16 protein-coding genes are annotated in these 14,213 nt (G+C 52.8%); 6 read left to right on the top strand and 10 right to left on the bottom strand.

Annotation, left to right across the window (positions count from 1 at the left end; genetic code table 11):
* Position 1 precedes the first annotated feature (1 nt).
* From ACEPST_RS11500 to mnmA, 3 genes are all read right to left on the bottom strand, one after another.
* On the bottom strand, positions 2-688 hold the full coding sequence (locus ACEPST_RS11500) for a tetratricopeptide repeat protein (RefSeq protein ID WP_204121499.1): 687 nt from the start codon (positions 686-688) through the stop codon (positions 2-4).
* Positions 689-696: 8 nt separating this feature from the next.
* Complete coding sequence (locus ACEPST_RS11495) at positions 697-1,356, bottom strand: histidine phosphatase family protein (RefSeq protein WP_204121506.1); 660 nt, start codon at positions 1,354-1,356, stop codon at positions 697-699.
* 1,079 nt (positions 1,357-2,435) lie between these two features.
* On the bottom strand, positions 2,436-3,563 hold the full coding sequence (gene mnmA, locus ACEPST_RS11490) for a tRNA 2-thiouridine(34) synthase MnmA (protein WP_125763044.1): 1,128 nt from the start codon (positions 3,561-3,563) through the stop codon (positions 2,436-2,438).
* Positions 3,564-3,791: 228 nt separating this feature from the next.
* On the opposite strand from mnmA, the gene ACEPST_RS11485 reads away from it, so the two are divergent.
* Genes ACEPST_RS11485 through ACEPST_RS11465 form a run of 5 tightly spaced genes read left to right on the top strand, consistent with a single transcriptional unit; the run spans position 3,792 to position 6,787 of the window.
* Positions 3,792-4,760, top strand: a complete 969-nt coding sequence (locus tag ACEPST_RS11485) for an ABC transporter ATP-binding protein (protein WP_204121500.1) — start codon at positions 3,792-3,794, stop codon at positions 4,758-4,760.
* Entirely contained in the window at positions 4,757-5,533 is a 777-nt protein-coding gene (locus ACEPST_RS11480; RefSeq protein WP_204121501.1) for an ABC-2 family transporter protein, read from the top strand. Before ACEPST_RS11485 ends, ACEPST_RS11480 begins: the two co-directional genes overlap by 4 nt.
* Positions 5,533-5,694 carry a hypothetical protein gene (locus tag ACEPST_RS11475; RefSeq protein ID WP_395390857.1) on the top strand — a complete coding sequence of 54 codons (162 nt, stop codon included), beginning with the start codon at positions 5,533-5,535 and terminating at the stop codon, positions 5,692-5,694. The genes ACEPST_RS11480 and ACEPST_RS11475 overlap by 1 nt, the downstream gene beginning before the upstream one ends.
* A gap of 15 nt (positions 5,695-5,709) precedes the next feature.
* Complete coding sequence (locus ACEPST_RS11470) at positions 5,710-6,300, top strand: ABC-2 family transporter protein (RefSeq protein ID WP_395391011.1); 591 nt, start codon at positions 5,710-5,712, stop codon at positions 6,298-6,300.
* 10 nt (positions 6,301-6,310) lie between these two features.
* On the top strand, positions 6,311-6,787 hold the full coding sequence (locus ACEPST_RS11465; protein WP_204121503.1) for an NUDIX domain-containing protein: 477 nt from the start codon (positions 6,311-6,313) through the stop codon (positions 6,785-6,787).
* A gap of 342 nt (positions 6,788-7,129) precedes the next feature.
* Here ACEPST_RS11465 and ACEPST_RS11460 read toward each other — a convergent pair whose 3' ends face one another.
* The gene (locus ACEPST_RS11460; RefSeq protein ID WP_395390462.1) at positions 7,130-8,026 is read right to left on the bottom strand and encodes an IS3 family transposase; all 897 of its coding nucleotides are present in this window, start codon (positions 8,024-8,026) and stop codon (positions 7,130-7,132) included.
* The gene (locus ACEPST_RS11455; protein ID WP_395390461.1) at positions 8,023-8,682 is read right to left on the bottom strand and encodes a helix-turn-helix domain-containing protein; all 660 of its coding nucleotides are present in this window, start codon (positions 8,680-8,682) and stop codon (positions 8,023-8,025) included. The genes ACEPST_RS11460 and ACEPST_RS11455 overlap by 4 nt, the downstream gene beginning before the upstream one ends.
* Before the next feature lie 283 nt (positions 8,683-8,965).
* Between ACEPST_RS11455 and ACEPST_RS11450 the strand changes: the two genes are divergently transcribed.
* Positions 8,966-9,235 (top strand): hypothetical protein, encoded by a 270-nt coding sequence (locus tag ACEPST_RS11450; RefSeq protein WP_204122248.1) that lies wholly within the window; start codon positions 8,966-8,968, stop codon positions 9,233-9,235.
* Positions 9,236-9,312: 77 nt separating this feature from the next.
* On the opposite strand, the gene ACEPST_RS11445 is transcribed toward ACEPST_RS11450, so the two are convergent.
* From ACEPST_RS11445 to ACEPST_RS11425, 5 genes are all read right to left on the bottom strand, one after another.
* Positions 9,313-10,152 carry a CatB-related O-acetyltransferase gene (locus ACEPST_RS11445; RefSeq protein WP_204122247.1) on the bottom strand — a complete coding sequence of 280 codons (840 nt, stop codon included), beginning with the start codon at positions 10,150-10,152 and terminating at the stop codon, positions 9,313-9,315.
* Positions 10,153-11,001, bottom strand: a complete 849-nt coding sequence (locus tag ACEPST_RS11440; RefSeq protein WP_275404344.1) for a CatB-related O-acetyltransferase — start codon at positions 10,999-11,001, stop codon at positions 10,153-10,155. It abuts the gene before it with no gap.
* 844 nt (positions 11,002-11,845) lie between these two features.
* Positions 11,846-12,187: a DUF1831 domain-containing protein gene (locus tag ACEPST_RS11435; protein WP_203646036.1), complete on the bottom strand. Its 342-nt coding sequence runs from the start codon at positions 12,185-12,187 to the stop codon at positions 11,846-11,848.
* 1 nt (position 12,188) lies between these two features.
* Positions 12,189-13,313: a cysteine desulfurase family protein gene (locus ACEPST_RS11430; RefSeq protein ID WP_236000759.1), complete on the bottom strand. Its 1,125-nt coding sequence runs from the start codon at positions 13,311-13,313 to the stop codon at positions 12,189-12,191.
* 97 nt (positions 13,314-13,410) lie between these two features.
* Complete coding sequence (locus ACEPST_RS11425; protein WP_203637267.1) at positions 13,411-14,103, bottom strand: 5'-methylthioadenosine/adenosylhomocysteine nucleosidase; 693 nt, start codon at positions 14,101-14,103, stop codon at positions 13,411-13,413.
* Between the last annotated feature and the right edge of the window lie 110 nt (positions 14,104-14,213).

Genomic DNA, 14,213 nt, shown 5'->3' with positions numbered 1-14,213 from the left:
CTTACTTTTGGTCGTCAGTCTTGCCCCGTTGCGTTTGCACGAAGCGTTCAATGTCGGCTAGCCGTTGTTGGCCCTTCTCATAGTACGTGGGGTCCAGCCGCTTGGCCTGGGCGAAATGGTCCTGGTAGGGTTGGCCTAAGACCATGGCCACCAGGCCGCGGTCAAAGTGGGCTCGGCCGTTCTTGGCATCCAGTTGGAGCACGCGGTCATAGTACTCGGCCGCCTGGTCCATGTTGCCCAAGGCCAATAGGTTTTCAGCCATGACCTGGAGGGTCGCCTCGTCGGTCGGTTGACTGGTCAGCGCCGTTAAGGCAAAGGCCAGTGCCCGCTTGTGGTCGCCGTTAGCCATATAGCTCTGCGCCATCATCAGGTAGCCGGCGCCCTTCCACTGCGCCCCCAGCTGATCAAACTGCTGAATAGCCTTGGTGTAATCTTCCGCGGCGTAGTACACGTTGCCCAGTCCGTAGCGAAGCTTTTCCACCACGGCCGGTTGGGTCGCAAAGAGCCCGAGGGCCTTCATCAGGAGTTCCTCGGCCTGGGCGTAGGAGTTCAGGTCGACCAACACCGTTGCCAATTCGTAATACGCTTCCGCATCACCGGGATGGGTGTCGATTCGTTGAACTAATTGATGAACCATTTGTTCTGATTTTTCTTTATCCGCATCGCGGGTCATTTTTTCTTCAGTCATTTTATCACCTAAATTGTATCGGTTGGCGTCGCAGTTGCCGTCAAGAAGCTGGTATCGTTCCAGTCGACCAGGTCGTAGTGGTGCCCGTCCACGGTCTCCAGAACCGTCACGCTGGTGTTTCGCAGGCCCCCACGTTTCCGCAGGTCGGCCAGTGGCGTCCCCAGTAACGCGTTGATTTCCGCGTTCAGGGCCGCCCCATGGCTGACGATGAGAACGTTGTCGGTCGGCTTAGGATTAGCCGCCACGATTTTTTGAATGGCGGGCGTCATCCGGTCGATCACCTGGGTAAACGTCTCCCCACCAATCTTCGCCGCATCGTAGCGGTCCGGATGATTGCGAAAGGCATCGAGTTCAGCTGGAAATTGGTCGCGCACCGCGGTAAACGCCATACCTTCCATCTTGCCTAAATGAAATTCCTCCAGGCGGCTAACCAGCGTCAGCGGCACCTGTTGATGTAATTCTTTGACCACGTGTTGGGCCGTCACCCGGGCCCGTTTGATGGGGCTGGCGTACGCGTGGGTGAACGGCGTGTCCTTCAAGAAGCGGCCGACCTGCACCATCTGGTCGTAGCTCTCGGTTAACAGGGGAGAATCGCCCCCGGCGCCTTGGAACCGGCCTTCCAGGTTCCACTCGGTCTTGCCGTGGCGAATAAAGTATAATTTCAAAATTGTTGCCGTCCTTTCCGTAAAGTCACATAGTCTATATTATGCCAGTTTTTCCTAAGTTTTCAAAGAAACATCCGTTAGAAAATTCAAATTGCCTGGGTTCTTGGTCTGCCTCCGCTGCGGTGAATTAGGGACTGCTCCCCTGTGGGGACCGCCTGCGGACTGAGAAGCGGTCCTCCGGCTCGCCTTTGAGCCGAAGCCCACGTCTCAAAGGTCGTCCCGTGCTGTAAAGCTGGGAAAAATTCACCCAGCTAACACCACCGACACAGGGTTCTATCCCCGTCCCCCTTTCGCTCTGGCTGTCCCCACCGACCGTTCACCTCCGCTCCGGTAGCCCAAGAACGGACTGATTTAAATTTTACGGGTGTTTCTTTCACTTAGGTCACTGGCATTATATCTACCGTCGGCGTGTCCACCACTTTAAGTTAACTAAAAATTCTCAATTAAACTTACGTTGCCTAGGACATCCCCACAACTCCGACTGCCAGTTACCAGTAGTCAAATCATCGCTAGCTTCCCATCAAACCGACCTCGCCACCACATCAGCTGCCAGTGACCGCCGTCTCCGCCGCAGGGATGGTGAAAATAGTTTCAGCCGTGGGACTTGTCGTGAGAACGTTCCGTTCTCATGACAAGTGGTGTTTTTGAGACGCGGGCTTCGGCTCAGAAACAAGGTCAGAGACCGCCCTTTGGCTCTGGCCGTCCTGCCCACCGCGTGTACTTACTAACTAGACCAGTCACCCCCACCTCAGGACTGACGACTCACCCTTCGTGACAGTCACAGTTGTCATGAATCGGCCCGCCATTTCGATAGGAGCTGGTTACCACCGTCGTGAGCCGTGAGGGCGGAGAAAATGGGTCCAGCTGTGGGATTTTCTGAGTGACTTACTCAGAAAATGGCGACTTTGAGACGCGGGCTTCGGCTCAAAGCGAGTCTAGAGACCGCTCCTTGGCTCTAGACGTCCTCCCCTCAGCGTTCCGATCCCATTTTCTCCGCCCGGTAAGGCGGCCCATCAACGACTCGTGTAACCAAAAAGCTCCTCATTGAACCAGCGAGGCCGGTTCAATGAGGAGCTGAAAGATTAGATTAACTGTAACTCGCGGTCCTTGTTGTAGGCAGCGTCGATGATGGCACTCCCCAAGCACTCGTCACCGTTGTAGAACACAACGGCCTGACCAGGCGTGATGGCCCGGGCTGGGTCGTCAAATTCAACTGTGACCTGCTGGCCGTCCTCACTCAAGTGAACGGTCACGCCAGTATCCTTTTGCCGGTAACGGAACTTCGCCGTGCAGTGGAAGTCACTGCCGCGGTCAATCGTGTTGACCCAGTGAATGTCCGAAGCAGACAGGTGCGTTGCGTACAGATGAGAGTTATGGTAACCCTTGCCCACGTACAAAATGTTCTTGGTCAAGTCCTTACCGATCACGAACCAAGGCTCGTTATCCTCACCGTCACCACCGATACCTAACCCGCGACGCTGACCGATCGTGTAGTACATCAACCCGGCGTGGTCACCCTTGACCTCACCGTCGACCGTCATCATCTTGCCGGGCTTAGCTGGCAGATACGTGTTCAAGAAGTCCTTGAAGTGACCCTTTTCACCGATAAAACAGATTCCCATGGAGTCCTTCTTATCAGCGGTGGCCAAACCGGCTTCCTTCGCAATTTCACGGACCTGGGGCTTAACCAGGTCACCGATTGGGAACATCACGCGGTCCAGCTGCTCCGTTGAGAGCTGACTCAAGAAGTAAGTCTGGTCCTTGTTCTGATCCACGGCCCGCATTAAGTGTGCGTCGCCGTTCTCGTCACGCGTCAACTGGGCATAATGACCCGTTGCGATGTAGTCGGCACCTAATTCCAATGCGTAGTCCAAGAACGCCTTGAACTTGATCTCCTTGTTGCAGATCACATCGGGGTTCGGCGTCCGACCCTTTTTGTACTCATCCAAGAAGTACGTGAACACGCGGTCCCAGTATTCCTTTTCAAAGTTGACGGAGTAGTAAGGAATGCCAATTTGTGAAGCAACCTTAGCTACATCTTTATAGTCTTCAGTGGCGGTACAAACCCCGTTCTCGTCCGTATCGTCCCAATTCTTCATGAAGACGCCGATCACGTCGTAGCCCTGCTGCTTTAAGCGCAAAGCGACAACGGAGGAATCGACCCCGCCACTCATACCAACGACAACCCGTGTATGGCTGTTGTCCTGCATGATATCACCATCATTTCTCTCAGATTCTGGAGAATCTACGATTTGAAGGTCGCATAAATCCAGTATTGCCTAGTTTACCCATTTTCAAACGGTTTTGCAAGCCTGGCGTTTCCTTTCACCTAACTGCCCCGTTTCCAGCGGTATGACTGGTCAAACCGCCCCGAACGTGTATAATGATAAAATGATGAGAAATTAATTAGAAGCCATCACAGTTAGGAAGCGACATCTATGCCTTCACCCATTATTTCGGTCGACCACGCGAATTTTAGCTACGTGACCTTCACCAAGCAAGCCGGCTTCAGCGGGGCCTGGCACGACCTCTTTCACCGCCAAAAAAGCACCGTCGCGGCCGTTCAAGACATTTCACTGCACGTCAACCGGGGCGAGGTTCTCGGCCTCCTGGGCGCCAACGGGGCGGGTAAAACGACCCTGATCAAACTGATGACGGGCATCCTGCCGGTTAATGCCGGTGACGTCCGCCTGTTCACCGATCAGGTCCCCTTTCGCAAGCGGCCGGCCTTCCTGCAGCGCATCGGCGTCATGCTGAGTCAGAAGAGTCAGCTGGCCTGGGACCTACCACCGTTGGACACCCTGGTGCTCCTGCGGGAGATCTACCACATCCCCCACGACGCCTTCACCACCTGGCTGGCCTTTCTCACCAAGGAACTGGCCGTGACGCCCCAACTCCACGTGCCCGTCCGGAAGCTCTCGCTGGGCCAACGCATCAAGTTCGAACTCATCTGCGCGCTGATCCATAAGCCCGAGATTCTCTTTCTGGACGAACCCACGATTGGTATCGACGTCAGTAGTCAGGCCAACATTTACCGGTTCCTCAAGCAGCTGAATCACGACACCCAGATGACCATCATCCTGACCAGCCACAACACCAAGGATATCGAGGCGCTGGCCCAACGCGTTGCGGTCATCAACCATGGTAAAAAGATCTTCGACGGCACAATGACCGGCCTGATCAGTCGTTACGCTACCGTCCCGCTCCTGGAAATCGTGACCGACGCGCCGCTGGACCCGCTGCCCACCCACGTGCGCCAAGTGGATGCGACCCACTACGAAATTGACGCGACAACGCTAACCGAACTGCCGATCGACCCGCGCCACATTTTAAGCGTCAACCGGCACAACGGCAGCCTGGACGCCATCCTCACGCAACTGTTTTCCGAGGAGGCGCCGACCAAATGAAATATTGGCTGACTTGTCAAAACGCCCTGATGGCCACCCTGGCCTACCGGGGCAACCTGGTTTTACACTTACTGACGACCGCCGTCAACGTCATGGTCACGATTTTCATGTGGCTGGCCGTCTACAACTTTAGCGGCCGGAGCGACATTGCCGGCATCCAGCCCAACCAGATGGTCATCTATCTGATCGTGGTCAACGTTTTAGCCCTTATTTTTTCCGCGGAACCCATTTTCAAATTCAGCGGACTGGTCCGCAGTGGCAACCTCTCCGTCGTGCTCATGCGTCCCATCAATTATTTTATTCAAAGTTTCTGGGATTACCTGGGACGGGGCCTGCCATTTCTGGCCATTTACGGCCTAGCAACGGGTTTTATCAGTCCGGTCTTTCGCCGCGGCCTGCTGTACGCGCTGAGCAGCCTACTCCTGATGGGGTTGACCTATGGGATGTTTTTCCTGATGATCACCGCCATCAGCCTGTGTAGCTTCTGGCTGGTGCAGGTCTGGCCGCTGCGGCCCGTACTGAGCGCGCTTTTCCTGTTGCTGGGTGGGCAGGCCTTTCCGCTTCAGGTACTGCCACCGGCATTTGCCTGGCTAATTTATAATCCCTTTTCCCTGGCCGGTAACCAACTGACGCTGCTACTCCTAGGCAAACTGTCGCTCAACCAGATCTTGCTGGCGGGTGGTTGGGCGCTGGGGTGGGCCGTCGTCGCCCTGGGTATTCTGAAGATCGTTTGGCCCCGGGGGATTCGTTCCTATGAGGGGGTGGGGAGCTAATGCTGAAAATTTATCGCGTGCTGGTCACGCAAAGCTTAGCGGAGACCATGACCTACCGGATGACGACCGTGCTGACCGCCCTCTTCGGTGTCCTGTTCTACGCCATTGAGCTGATCACCGGGGGCGTGTATTTCTCGTTTACGCCGACGATTTACGGCTAGAATTTTCTCGATTACCTGAACCTCATCACCACGGCCAATCTCATCAGCTACGCCTACCAATTCTTATTTGTCGCGGGGCACGAGGACCTGGTCGACCAAATTTTGGACGGCAACCTGGATTACTCTTTGTTGCGGCCGGTCAATTCGTACTGGTTCCACGCGTGCTACCGGGTGGACTTTCCCTCGCTGGTCACGTTGCTACTGACCGGTGGCATCGAGGGCGTGATTCTAAGCAAACTGCAACCGACACCGCTGAACCTCTTCCTTTACCTGGTCGCAGTGGTGGTCGGCATCGGCTTTGTCTTTGCCCTCAACCAGATCATGGTCACACTGGCCTTTTGGGTCGACGGCCTGTCCGCACTCAACGGCTTGCCAGAAGACCTGATGGACGCGTCCGCGCGCCCGGCTAAAATTTATCCGCGGGTGATCCAACAGCTCTTCCTGTGGGTCATCCCCTCACTGGCCATCACCAACGTCCCGGCCCAGTTCGGCCACAACCAGCCCACCTGGCTGCTGCTGTGGACGGCCCTGGTCACCGGGGTGTTGCTGGTTATTTCTTACATTGAATGGCAACGAGGTCTACTGAAGTATGTTTCGGCTAACTAAGGAGATTGACATGGAACACGAACCCAATGACATCACGTTAGAAACGACCAACGGGAACTTCAACTACCGTGCGGCTGGAACCATCTTTGATGCGACCGGCCGCATTCTCGTCACCACCTCGACCACCGCCGACGTCGTCTTGATCGGTGGTCGTGTCAAACTCCACGAATCTGCTGCGGCGGCCATTGCCCGTGAGTTTCGCGAGGAGCTGGGAGTTGCAGTCACCCCGATTCACTTACTAGCGGTGGCCGACCATCACGTCACGATTCCTGGCGAAACCTGGCAACAAGTGGTGCTCCTATTTCAACTCGAAACGACAGTCACCTTACCAGCGACCACCTGTAGTGGCGACCACTTACTCTGGAAAACACCAGAGCAGCTCGCCAAGATTGATTTTCAGCCAGCAGAACTCTGCCAGTTTCTCCAACCGAATCAGTCACCACACTATGTTCAAGACCTAGATGATGGCTTTGGGTCTAGTTTGTGAGCTAAAGGCTGAAAGTTCTAAGTCTCCAGGTTTTCCAACCATTGTCGTAATAAACCACAAGTGGAGCCGGAGGAGGACAGGGATGCAGCCAGCCGTGGTAATATTGTGAGCTGGCCAGTGGCTAGCTCACAATATGGGCGACTTTGAAGACACGTGGTCTTCGTGGCTTCAAAGCGAGCGAGAAGACTGGTGTTTTTCCAGTCTGAAGCGTCCCCACAGCAGGCGGAATCCCTGGCAGCCGCAGTGCGGCAAAATTTAGCCTAATAAAAACGCCGTCCCCATTATGGTGTACTAGTCCCTGTCAAGTTGACGGATGAAATACTATAATTTTTGTAGATGTGTTTAAGCGGCTTCACCGCGGTACTCAACCGCGGTGGAGCCGTTTCTTTGTGCTGTACGGTCAATATAGTTGAAGTAGTGAATACCTTCCTCAATAAGCTTAATTAGCTCCTCCTTGGTTTTAGGCATTGGGTGGCTGTCTAGCCAGTTTAACTTGAATTCATTCCACCAACGTTCCATTGGGGCATTGTCATAAGGCGTTCCCGGTCGGGACATGCTCCGAACGACTTTGTGTTCGGTCATTAGATTATTAAAATCTTTGGAAGTGTAAGCCGAACCACGATCGGTATGAACCATTGGATGAACTTCTCCAGCTTTGCTAAAGGCTCGCTCAAAGACTTCAACCATTGCGTCACTGGTCTCAGTAACACTCAGATTGTAGGATAAAAGATATCTGCCATATAGATCTAGTACACCACACAAACGAGCCTTGTACTCGCCATTGATACCGTAACGAACTTCGGTGGCGTCCGACAACCACACTTCATTTGGATTATCTGCCATATTAAACCGTTGATTTAATACGTTGTCTCGTATTTCTTGTTCGGCTTGTTTTACTCGATGGTGTTTCTTCAGTCTGCTTTGACACTTGAGATGCAGGAGAGTCATAATCCGCTTAACGCGCTTAAGCGAGACGTAAAAATCAAGATCTGAATCATGATCTAGATAAATCTTCAATTTTCCTGCGCCGATTCTCTGACGATGTGCATTGAAGTACATGAGTATCTTTTGCTTAAGCTGCGCTTCTTGTTGCTCCCAAGGGGTTTCTTCACGATGAAGCCATTGATTAAATGCTTGGCGAGATAGACCCACTTTGCGAAGAATAATGGTTTGGGCGCCATGAATCTGTGGACTGAGTTCCTGGATTGTCTGGAATATTAATTTATGTTGGGCGTTCACTCCTTGTTCTGTAGTTCCCGGATTTTTTTTGCGAAGAGCTCCATTACCTCCTGTTCTTTGAGCTGGGCCTTTAGTTGACGATTCTCTAGTTTTAAACGTTCAACTTCAGTCATTTCTTCAACTGGTTTAGTACGTCCACGGCCATCCTTTAATGCTGTGTACCCACCATCTTTGGACTTGAGAACCCAGGCTCTTACCTGTTGGTAAGAGACGTTGAAGTGTTCGGATGCCTGGGAGTACGAATGCTTTCCAGCTGTGACATACTCCACAATTTTAATTCGTTCTTCGAATGTTGTTTTACGACTCATAATGCGGACCTGCCTTCTTGACGGGGTAGCCATCAATGATTTATTGGTCCCATTATACTGGAATTTCTTAATCCAGTCGCGAAGTTGCTTGTCGCTTCTCAATCCAAAACGATTGCTGATTTCAACTAAACTACCTTTACCATTTAGATAGGCTTCCACGGCTTGCTGCTTGGTCTTTGCACTATAACGTGTCCAGATATGGCGTTCTTCTAGGCCGTCGAGGCCATCACGCTTGTAAAGTTCTCGCCACAAACGAATAGTAGAGCCATAAATACCATATTGCTCAAGGTATTTGCTTCTGTTCAACTTGGTCTGTGATAGACCAGTCAAAATATCCAGTTTCTCCATAGCTGTAAATCTTGTCCTAGGCATAGAAAAATCCCCTTAAAGTTAACAGATGAATTATAGTTTTTCATCTGTCAACCTTAAGGGGACTATAGCATGGAGAGCGACGTTTTTTAGTTGCAATCAGCCACTACTTCTTTTGCAAGATTTCGCGGTCAATTATGATAGTTTGCTAACCCATCTCTGCCAAAATAGTTGCGGCAACTGGTCATTTCGCTAGAATCCGGCATAATGGCGGTATCAAACGAACCCAGTACTATCTACCGGGCTCACTGGAGGGATCATTATGCACGTTGTCCAACAAAATTCTAAGTTGCAGGAAGGCCTGTTTGGCGTCACGTTGCTGTTACTGATTCTGGCCGCCCTGACGACCCAGCCCATCGTCCTCGCCGTCATCAGTTTTCTCGCTCTGGTCACGCTGACGGGCCACTTTGATTTCTTCACCACGACCAAGGACCACCGCTTCCTAAACGAGGCCGACCTCGCCCTGCAGATTCTCCTGCTCCTGATTGCGGTCCTCAAGTTTATCCTGTTGTCACACGCGACCGTTGTTTAGTCAGCGGTCACAATAGCTTCGCTCACAATTGAAACAGGCTAACCCCGGGTTTACCCACCCAACGGCTAGCCTGTTTTTTATGGATTGCTGACCAACGATTGTATTACCGCAGCCGTGACCGGTTCTGGGTCAAACGGCTGTAACCCTTGCGCCACCACCAGATTTTCCAGTTGGGCAATAAACGGCTCGATCCGCGCATCCGCGGCAATTTCCCCGAAACGGCCAAAGTCATACTGCCACCAGCGCAGGTCCAGCAAGCGGTCAATCGTGGGAAAGTCAAAGCGATACTTGATGATTCGGGCCGGCCATCCCGCCACGACCGCGTACGGTGGCACATCGTGCGTTACCAAACTCCCAGCGGCGACCACCGCGCCGTCACTGACCACCACGCCATGATTGCCAAAAACCACGTCGTCGCCAATTAAAACGTCATTGCCGATGACAATGGGTTGGACCGCCGCAGCTGGATTGGCAACGGGACGGTAAGTCTGTCCACTCGTTTGCAAATAATCCTGATACGCCGCCAGTTTGCCGTCGAAGCTAACACTCGAGGTGGTGAACCGCTCCAGGGGATGGTTGTGCCCGAGCTGACGGACCCGGCTCCCAATCGAGGTGTAGCGGCCAACCACCGTGTTCACCGGCAGTTGACTCCAGGCATAGCTGAACGCCCCCATCGTGTAAAAGGCGGTGCCGCGCCCAAATGTGGTATAGGGTTCAATACTAGCGGTCACGCCCCAGCGAATCTGGTCGGCCCCGACCCTGAACCGAGAGTCCGCCGAATTAAAGCGGGTATAGATGTGATGCGCCCGCAAGTAGTCATCGACGGCCGGCTGAACGGGAACCGTGATGGCCCGCGGCTTGTCGGTCAACTGCACGTCTCGCTGAAAGAAAGTATTGTGTTTGATCACCGTTATCATTTAGGCTTCCTCCCGTTCCGTCGCTGCCTGAACGTCCGCCAGCGTCAAGGGGTCTGGCGCGTAAGGAACCAGCGTGCCAGCCGCCTCCGCTGCCCGAATTTTCTCGATAAACTGACCAATGTCCTCTTGGACCTCAATGTCGGCGAATTGGCCGAAATCATACTGCCACCATTTCAACGCCATCAGCTCATGAATCGTCGCAAAGTCAAAGCGGAACTTAATCACCTTGGCCGGCCAACCGCCAACGACCGCATACGGCGGCACATCCTTGGTCACCAGCGACCCTGCAGCGATAACTGCCCCATCGTTGACCACGATGCCCTTGTTGCCAAACACACAGCCCTTGCCGATCCACACGTCGTTGCCAATCACCACCGGCTTAATCTGATACATGCCATCCTGGCCGATGCTATCAAATTTAGACGCAGAATGATCCGCCAAGTAGTCGTTGAACGGCTGATGGTAGTGGTCAAACGTTAGGCTCGAAGTCGTGAAGTGGTGTAGCGCGTGGTCGACGTTCATCACGCTCGACCCGGCAGCAATCGAGGAGTAGCGCCCGACCACCGTGTTCACCGGCAGCACGCTCCAGGAATAACTGAACGCCCCCATCGAATGAAAGGCCGCCCCCCGACCAAACGCCGTGTAGGGTTCGATGACGGCCTGATTGCCAAAGAAAATTTTGTCCTGATCAATTTTAAATCGACTATCCTGCGAGTGAATCTCGCTATAGACGCGGTGTTCCCGGAATAAGGCATTCACCGGTTTAGAGTATACAAGCCGTAGCCGATTACGGTTCGTAGGATAGGTCAAGTCTCGTTGGAAAAAGGTGACGCCTGCAATTTCATTCACAATACATTCCCCCAAATCTACGCGTTCACGGATGGCTTACTGAGGTAGCTAGTATGTTATTCCCGTTCCCGACGGCAGATTCAAGATGCCCTGCTGTGGGGTCGGTTCCAGCCTGAGAAACGGGCTTCCACCTCGACTTTGAGCCACAGTGCGGTCTCAAAGGTCGCCCCATGCTCTAAGCTGAGAGTAAATCACTCAGCTAAGACCATCGACACAGCTGTGCATCTTGATCTACCTCTGGTCACTGACATGGTAGCCCTCAGTTGACTGTTCCTTAGACAATATTAATCCTGCCTGTAATCGTGTCTGCCCTCAACTATCTGATTGACTGCACGTTTAAAAACAACTCAGCATCAACTATTTGACTGCCATTACTGTCATGATAGCGAACCTCGTTCTTATAATCAACAGTTTAGCATGTATGTTTATTATCGAACAGAATTGAGGCGTTTGAGTTGACCGAGAATTGACGCTCCACCAACTCACTATCCCTTACATACTACATAAAGAATTTAAGTCACCCAACCAAACTACACCCACAAGCAAATCTACGTTCACCTCGCTAAAATTCAACGACTACCCTGAGTGACCAGAGGCGAATCAAGGTGGCCTGCTGTGTCGATGGTCTTGGCTGAGGTTTCTTCACTCAGCCTAGAGCATGGGACGACCTTGGAAACTCGTGGGCTTTGCGAGGTTTCAAGGCGAGACGTAGGACCGCTTTCCAGGCCGGAGTCGTGCCCCACAGCAGGCCACCTTGAATTCGCCGCCGGGAACGACCTTCTTATACCAACTTAATTTTTCGCGAAAAAAAAGTGGCTCTCCGGAGAGAACCACGTTAAATGCTTTACTTCTTCTGTAAAATTTCCCGGTCAATCAGGTTTTGCAGAATGAAATGGTACTGTTCCACGTTACCCTCGGCATGGGTGCCCTTGAAAATGTTTACGCGGGCGTTACCGGAGGCGTTGGTCGTGGACATCTTGAACCCGCTGAGGTCCTTGGCCACGACGACCTTTAACATTTGATTCTTGTTGTAAGGGGACGTTGGGTCAACTGACCGTTCCAGCGTGTAGTTACCGGCGTTGGAGACTTGGAAACCCACATCCTTCAACGCGTAAGCCTTAATATTTGGGTGCAATTCGTAAGTATCCGTGTCACCCGTGATCTTCATTTCTTTTTCAAATAACATGTTACTTCACCTCGTTCTTTGAAAGTCGCTTCACGATGGCACTAACGTTCTTAATGAACGCGTCAATGTCGTCGCTCGTCGTTTGTGAACCAAAGGATAACCGAATCGACTCCGCAATGCGGGGACTGTCGGCGCCAAACATGGCGGTCAACACGTGTGACGGTTCGATTGACCCGGCCGTGCAGGCAGACCCGCCCGAAACAGCGATGCCCGCCAAGTCCAGGTTGGTTTGCATCACGTAAGTCGAGATACCCTTGATCCAGATGTTTAAGACGTGCTCCAGGTTCTCGCCTTCCAGTGAGCCGTTGATGGCAAAGTCCACGCCATTTTTGGTCAGACCGTCAACGACCTGTTGCTTGAAGCCGTGGAACCGGGCCCGTTTTTCAGCCTTTACTTCCGGCGTCAACAGCTTAGCGGCCACGGCCATCCCAGCGATGGCGGGCACATTTTCCGTTCCCGCACGCCGCTTCTCTTCCTGGTCGCCACCCTTGATCAAGCTGGGGAAGTTCACGCCTTCACGTTTGTACAGGAAGCCGATCATCTTGGGACCGTTGATCTTGTGCGCAGACGTCGAGAGCATGTCGATGTGGTCGCGTTGCACGTCAATGTCGAGGGACCCGTAGGCCTGCACGGCATCGGTGTGGAACCATGCTTGATGGTCCTTTAAAATCTCCCCAATTTCGTGAATCGGCATCCGACTGCCGACTTCGTTGTTGCCCATCATGATGGTCACCAGAATCGTGTCATCACGCAGGGCTGCCTTGAAGTCATCCAGGCTGATGCGTCCCTGTTCGTCGACTGGCAAATAGGTCACGTCAAAGCCTTGTTCCTCCAACGCATGTAACGGCCGGAGCACGGCTTCGTGTTCAATCTCGGTGGTAATGATGTGCTTGCCCAAGGATTGACGCGTCAACGCGGTTTGGGTAATGGCCGTGTTGTCACTTTCACTCCCCCCACTGGTGAAGATGATTTCTTCATCGTGAGCCGCATTGATGCTTTTGGCGATCACCTGGCGACTGTTTTCCATGACCGTGTGTGCTTGCCGACCCAAACCATACAGGGTTGAGGCGTTGCCGTACACGTTAGCCATCTTGTCGACCATTTCATTTAAAACCTCTGGCGCCATCGGTGTGGTGGCGGCGTTGTCCAGGTAGATTTCCCGGACGGCATTACTGTTATCAATGTGAATCTCTTGCACCCTAAAAACCTCCTGAAGAGCCGAGTTAGTTCTGTGCTGCTAACAAGGCTAATAACATTTGTGCAGAGCGGTGCCCCGCGTCAATAATAAAGTCGTCAAAGTTTACGCCGGAATCGTTGTCGGCGTTGTCGGACATGGCCCGAACCACCACGTATGGCACGTCAAATTGATGCGCCACTTGACCAACAGCAGCCCCTTCCATTTCACCAGATAAAGCATCTGGGAAGTGACCCATGATGTCCTTAATGGTTTCAGGACTGTTCAAGAATTGGTCCCCGGAAACAATCAGGCCTAACTTGGTCTTCAAACCGGTATCCGCAGCGGCAGCCACGATCTTTTCGCCCCATTCTTTGGACGCTTCAAACCGCGCTGGCTGTTGGGGTAATTGACCGTATTCGTAGCCAAAGGCCCGGGCGTCGGCATCATGGTAAGCCGTTTCGGTGGAAACGACCACGTCACCAATGTTCAGGTCGGGGGCCAAGGCACCGGCTGAACCCGAGTTGATAACGATATCGACGTCAAATTGGGTGATCAACAGTGCCGTGGTCAAGCCGGCTTCAACTTTACCAATACCGGAACGAACCAGGACAACGGATTGCCCATGAATCGTGCCTTGATAAAATTCCAAGCCGTGAATGCTCGTGGTTTGAGCGTTTTCCAGGGCTTCGTGCAGTTCTTTAATTTCTTCTTCCATGGCGCAGAGAATACCAAATGTCATATTGTGTGTCCACTCCTATTCGTTTTGTCTTACATTGTTTTACGGGTTAAACTGCGGGTGCTGGCGCCTACCGGGCAGTGAAAATGGGCCGGAACGCTGGTGGAAGGACG

The sequence above is a fragment of the Levilactobacillus sp. FUA 3915 genome, from assembly GCF_044053135.1.
Taxonomy (GTDB): domain Bacteria; phylum Bacillota; class Bacilli; order Lactobacillales; family Lactobacillaceae; genus Levilactobacillus; species Levilactobacillus lanxiensis.
The sequence above is the reverse complement of the archived record's forward strand: the minus strand, read 5'-3'. Positions and strand labels throughout refer to the sequence as shown.

What these genes read in the sequence shown, in the direction of transcription:
- ACEPST_RS11500 (WP_204121499.1), bottom strand. Translation starts at nt 688, where the DNA reads ATGACTGAAGAAAAAATGACCCGCGATGCGGATAAAGAAAAATCAGAA.
- mnmA (WP_125763044.1), bottom strand. Translation starts at nt 3,563, where the DNA reads ATGCAGGACAACAGCCATACACGGGTTGTCGTTGGTATGAGTGGCGGG.
- ACEPST_RS11485 (WP_204121500.1), top strand. Translation starts at nt 3,792, where the DNA reads ATGCCTTCACCCATTATTTCGGTCGACCACGCGAATTTTAGCTACGTG.
- ACEPST_RS11480 (WP_204121501.1), top strand. Translation starts at nt 4,757, where the DNA reads ATGAAATATTGGCTGACTTGTCAAAACGCCCTGATGGCCACCCTGGCC.
- ACEPST_RS11475 (WP_395390857.1), top strand. Translation starts at nt 5,533, where the DNA reads ATGCTGAAAATTTATCGCGTGCTGGTCACGCAAAGCTTAGCGGAGACC.
- ACEPST_RS11465 (WP_204121503.1), top strand. Translation starts at nt 6,311, where the DNA reads ATGGAACACGAACCCAATGACATCACGTTAGAAACGACCAACGGGAAC.
- ACEPST_RS11455 (WP_395390461.1), bottom strand. Translation starts at nt 8,682, where the DNA reads ATGGAGAAACTGGATATTTTGACTGGTCTATCACAGACCAAGTTGAAC.
- ACEPST_RS11450 (WP_204122248.1), top strand. Translation starts at nt 8,966, where the DNA reads ATGCACGTTGTCCAACAAAATTCTAAGTTGCAGGAAGGCCTGTTTGGC.
- ACEPST_RS11445 (WP_204122247.1), bottom strand. Translation starts at nt 10,152, where the DNA reads ATGATAACGGTGATCAAACACAATACTTTCTTTCAGCGAGACGTGCAG.
- ACEPST_RS11435 (WP_203646036.1), bottom strand. Translation starts at nt 12,187, where the DNA reads ATGTTATTTGAAAAAGAAATGAAGATCACGGGTGACACGGATACTTAC.
- ACEPST_RS11430 (WP_236000759.1), bottom strand. Translation starts at nt 13,313, where the DNA reads ATGGCGCCAGAGGTTTTAAATGAAATGGTCGACAAGATGGCTAACGTG.
- ACEPST_RS11425 (WP_203637267.1), bottom strand. Translation starts at nt 14,103, where the DNA reads ATGACATTTGGTATTCTCTGCGCCATGGAAGAAGAAATTAAAGAACTG.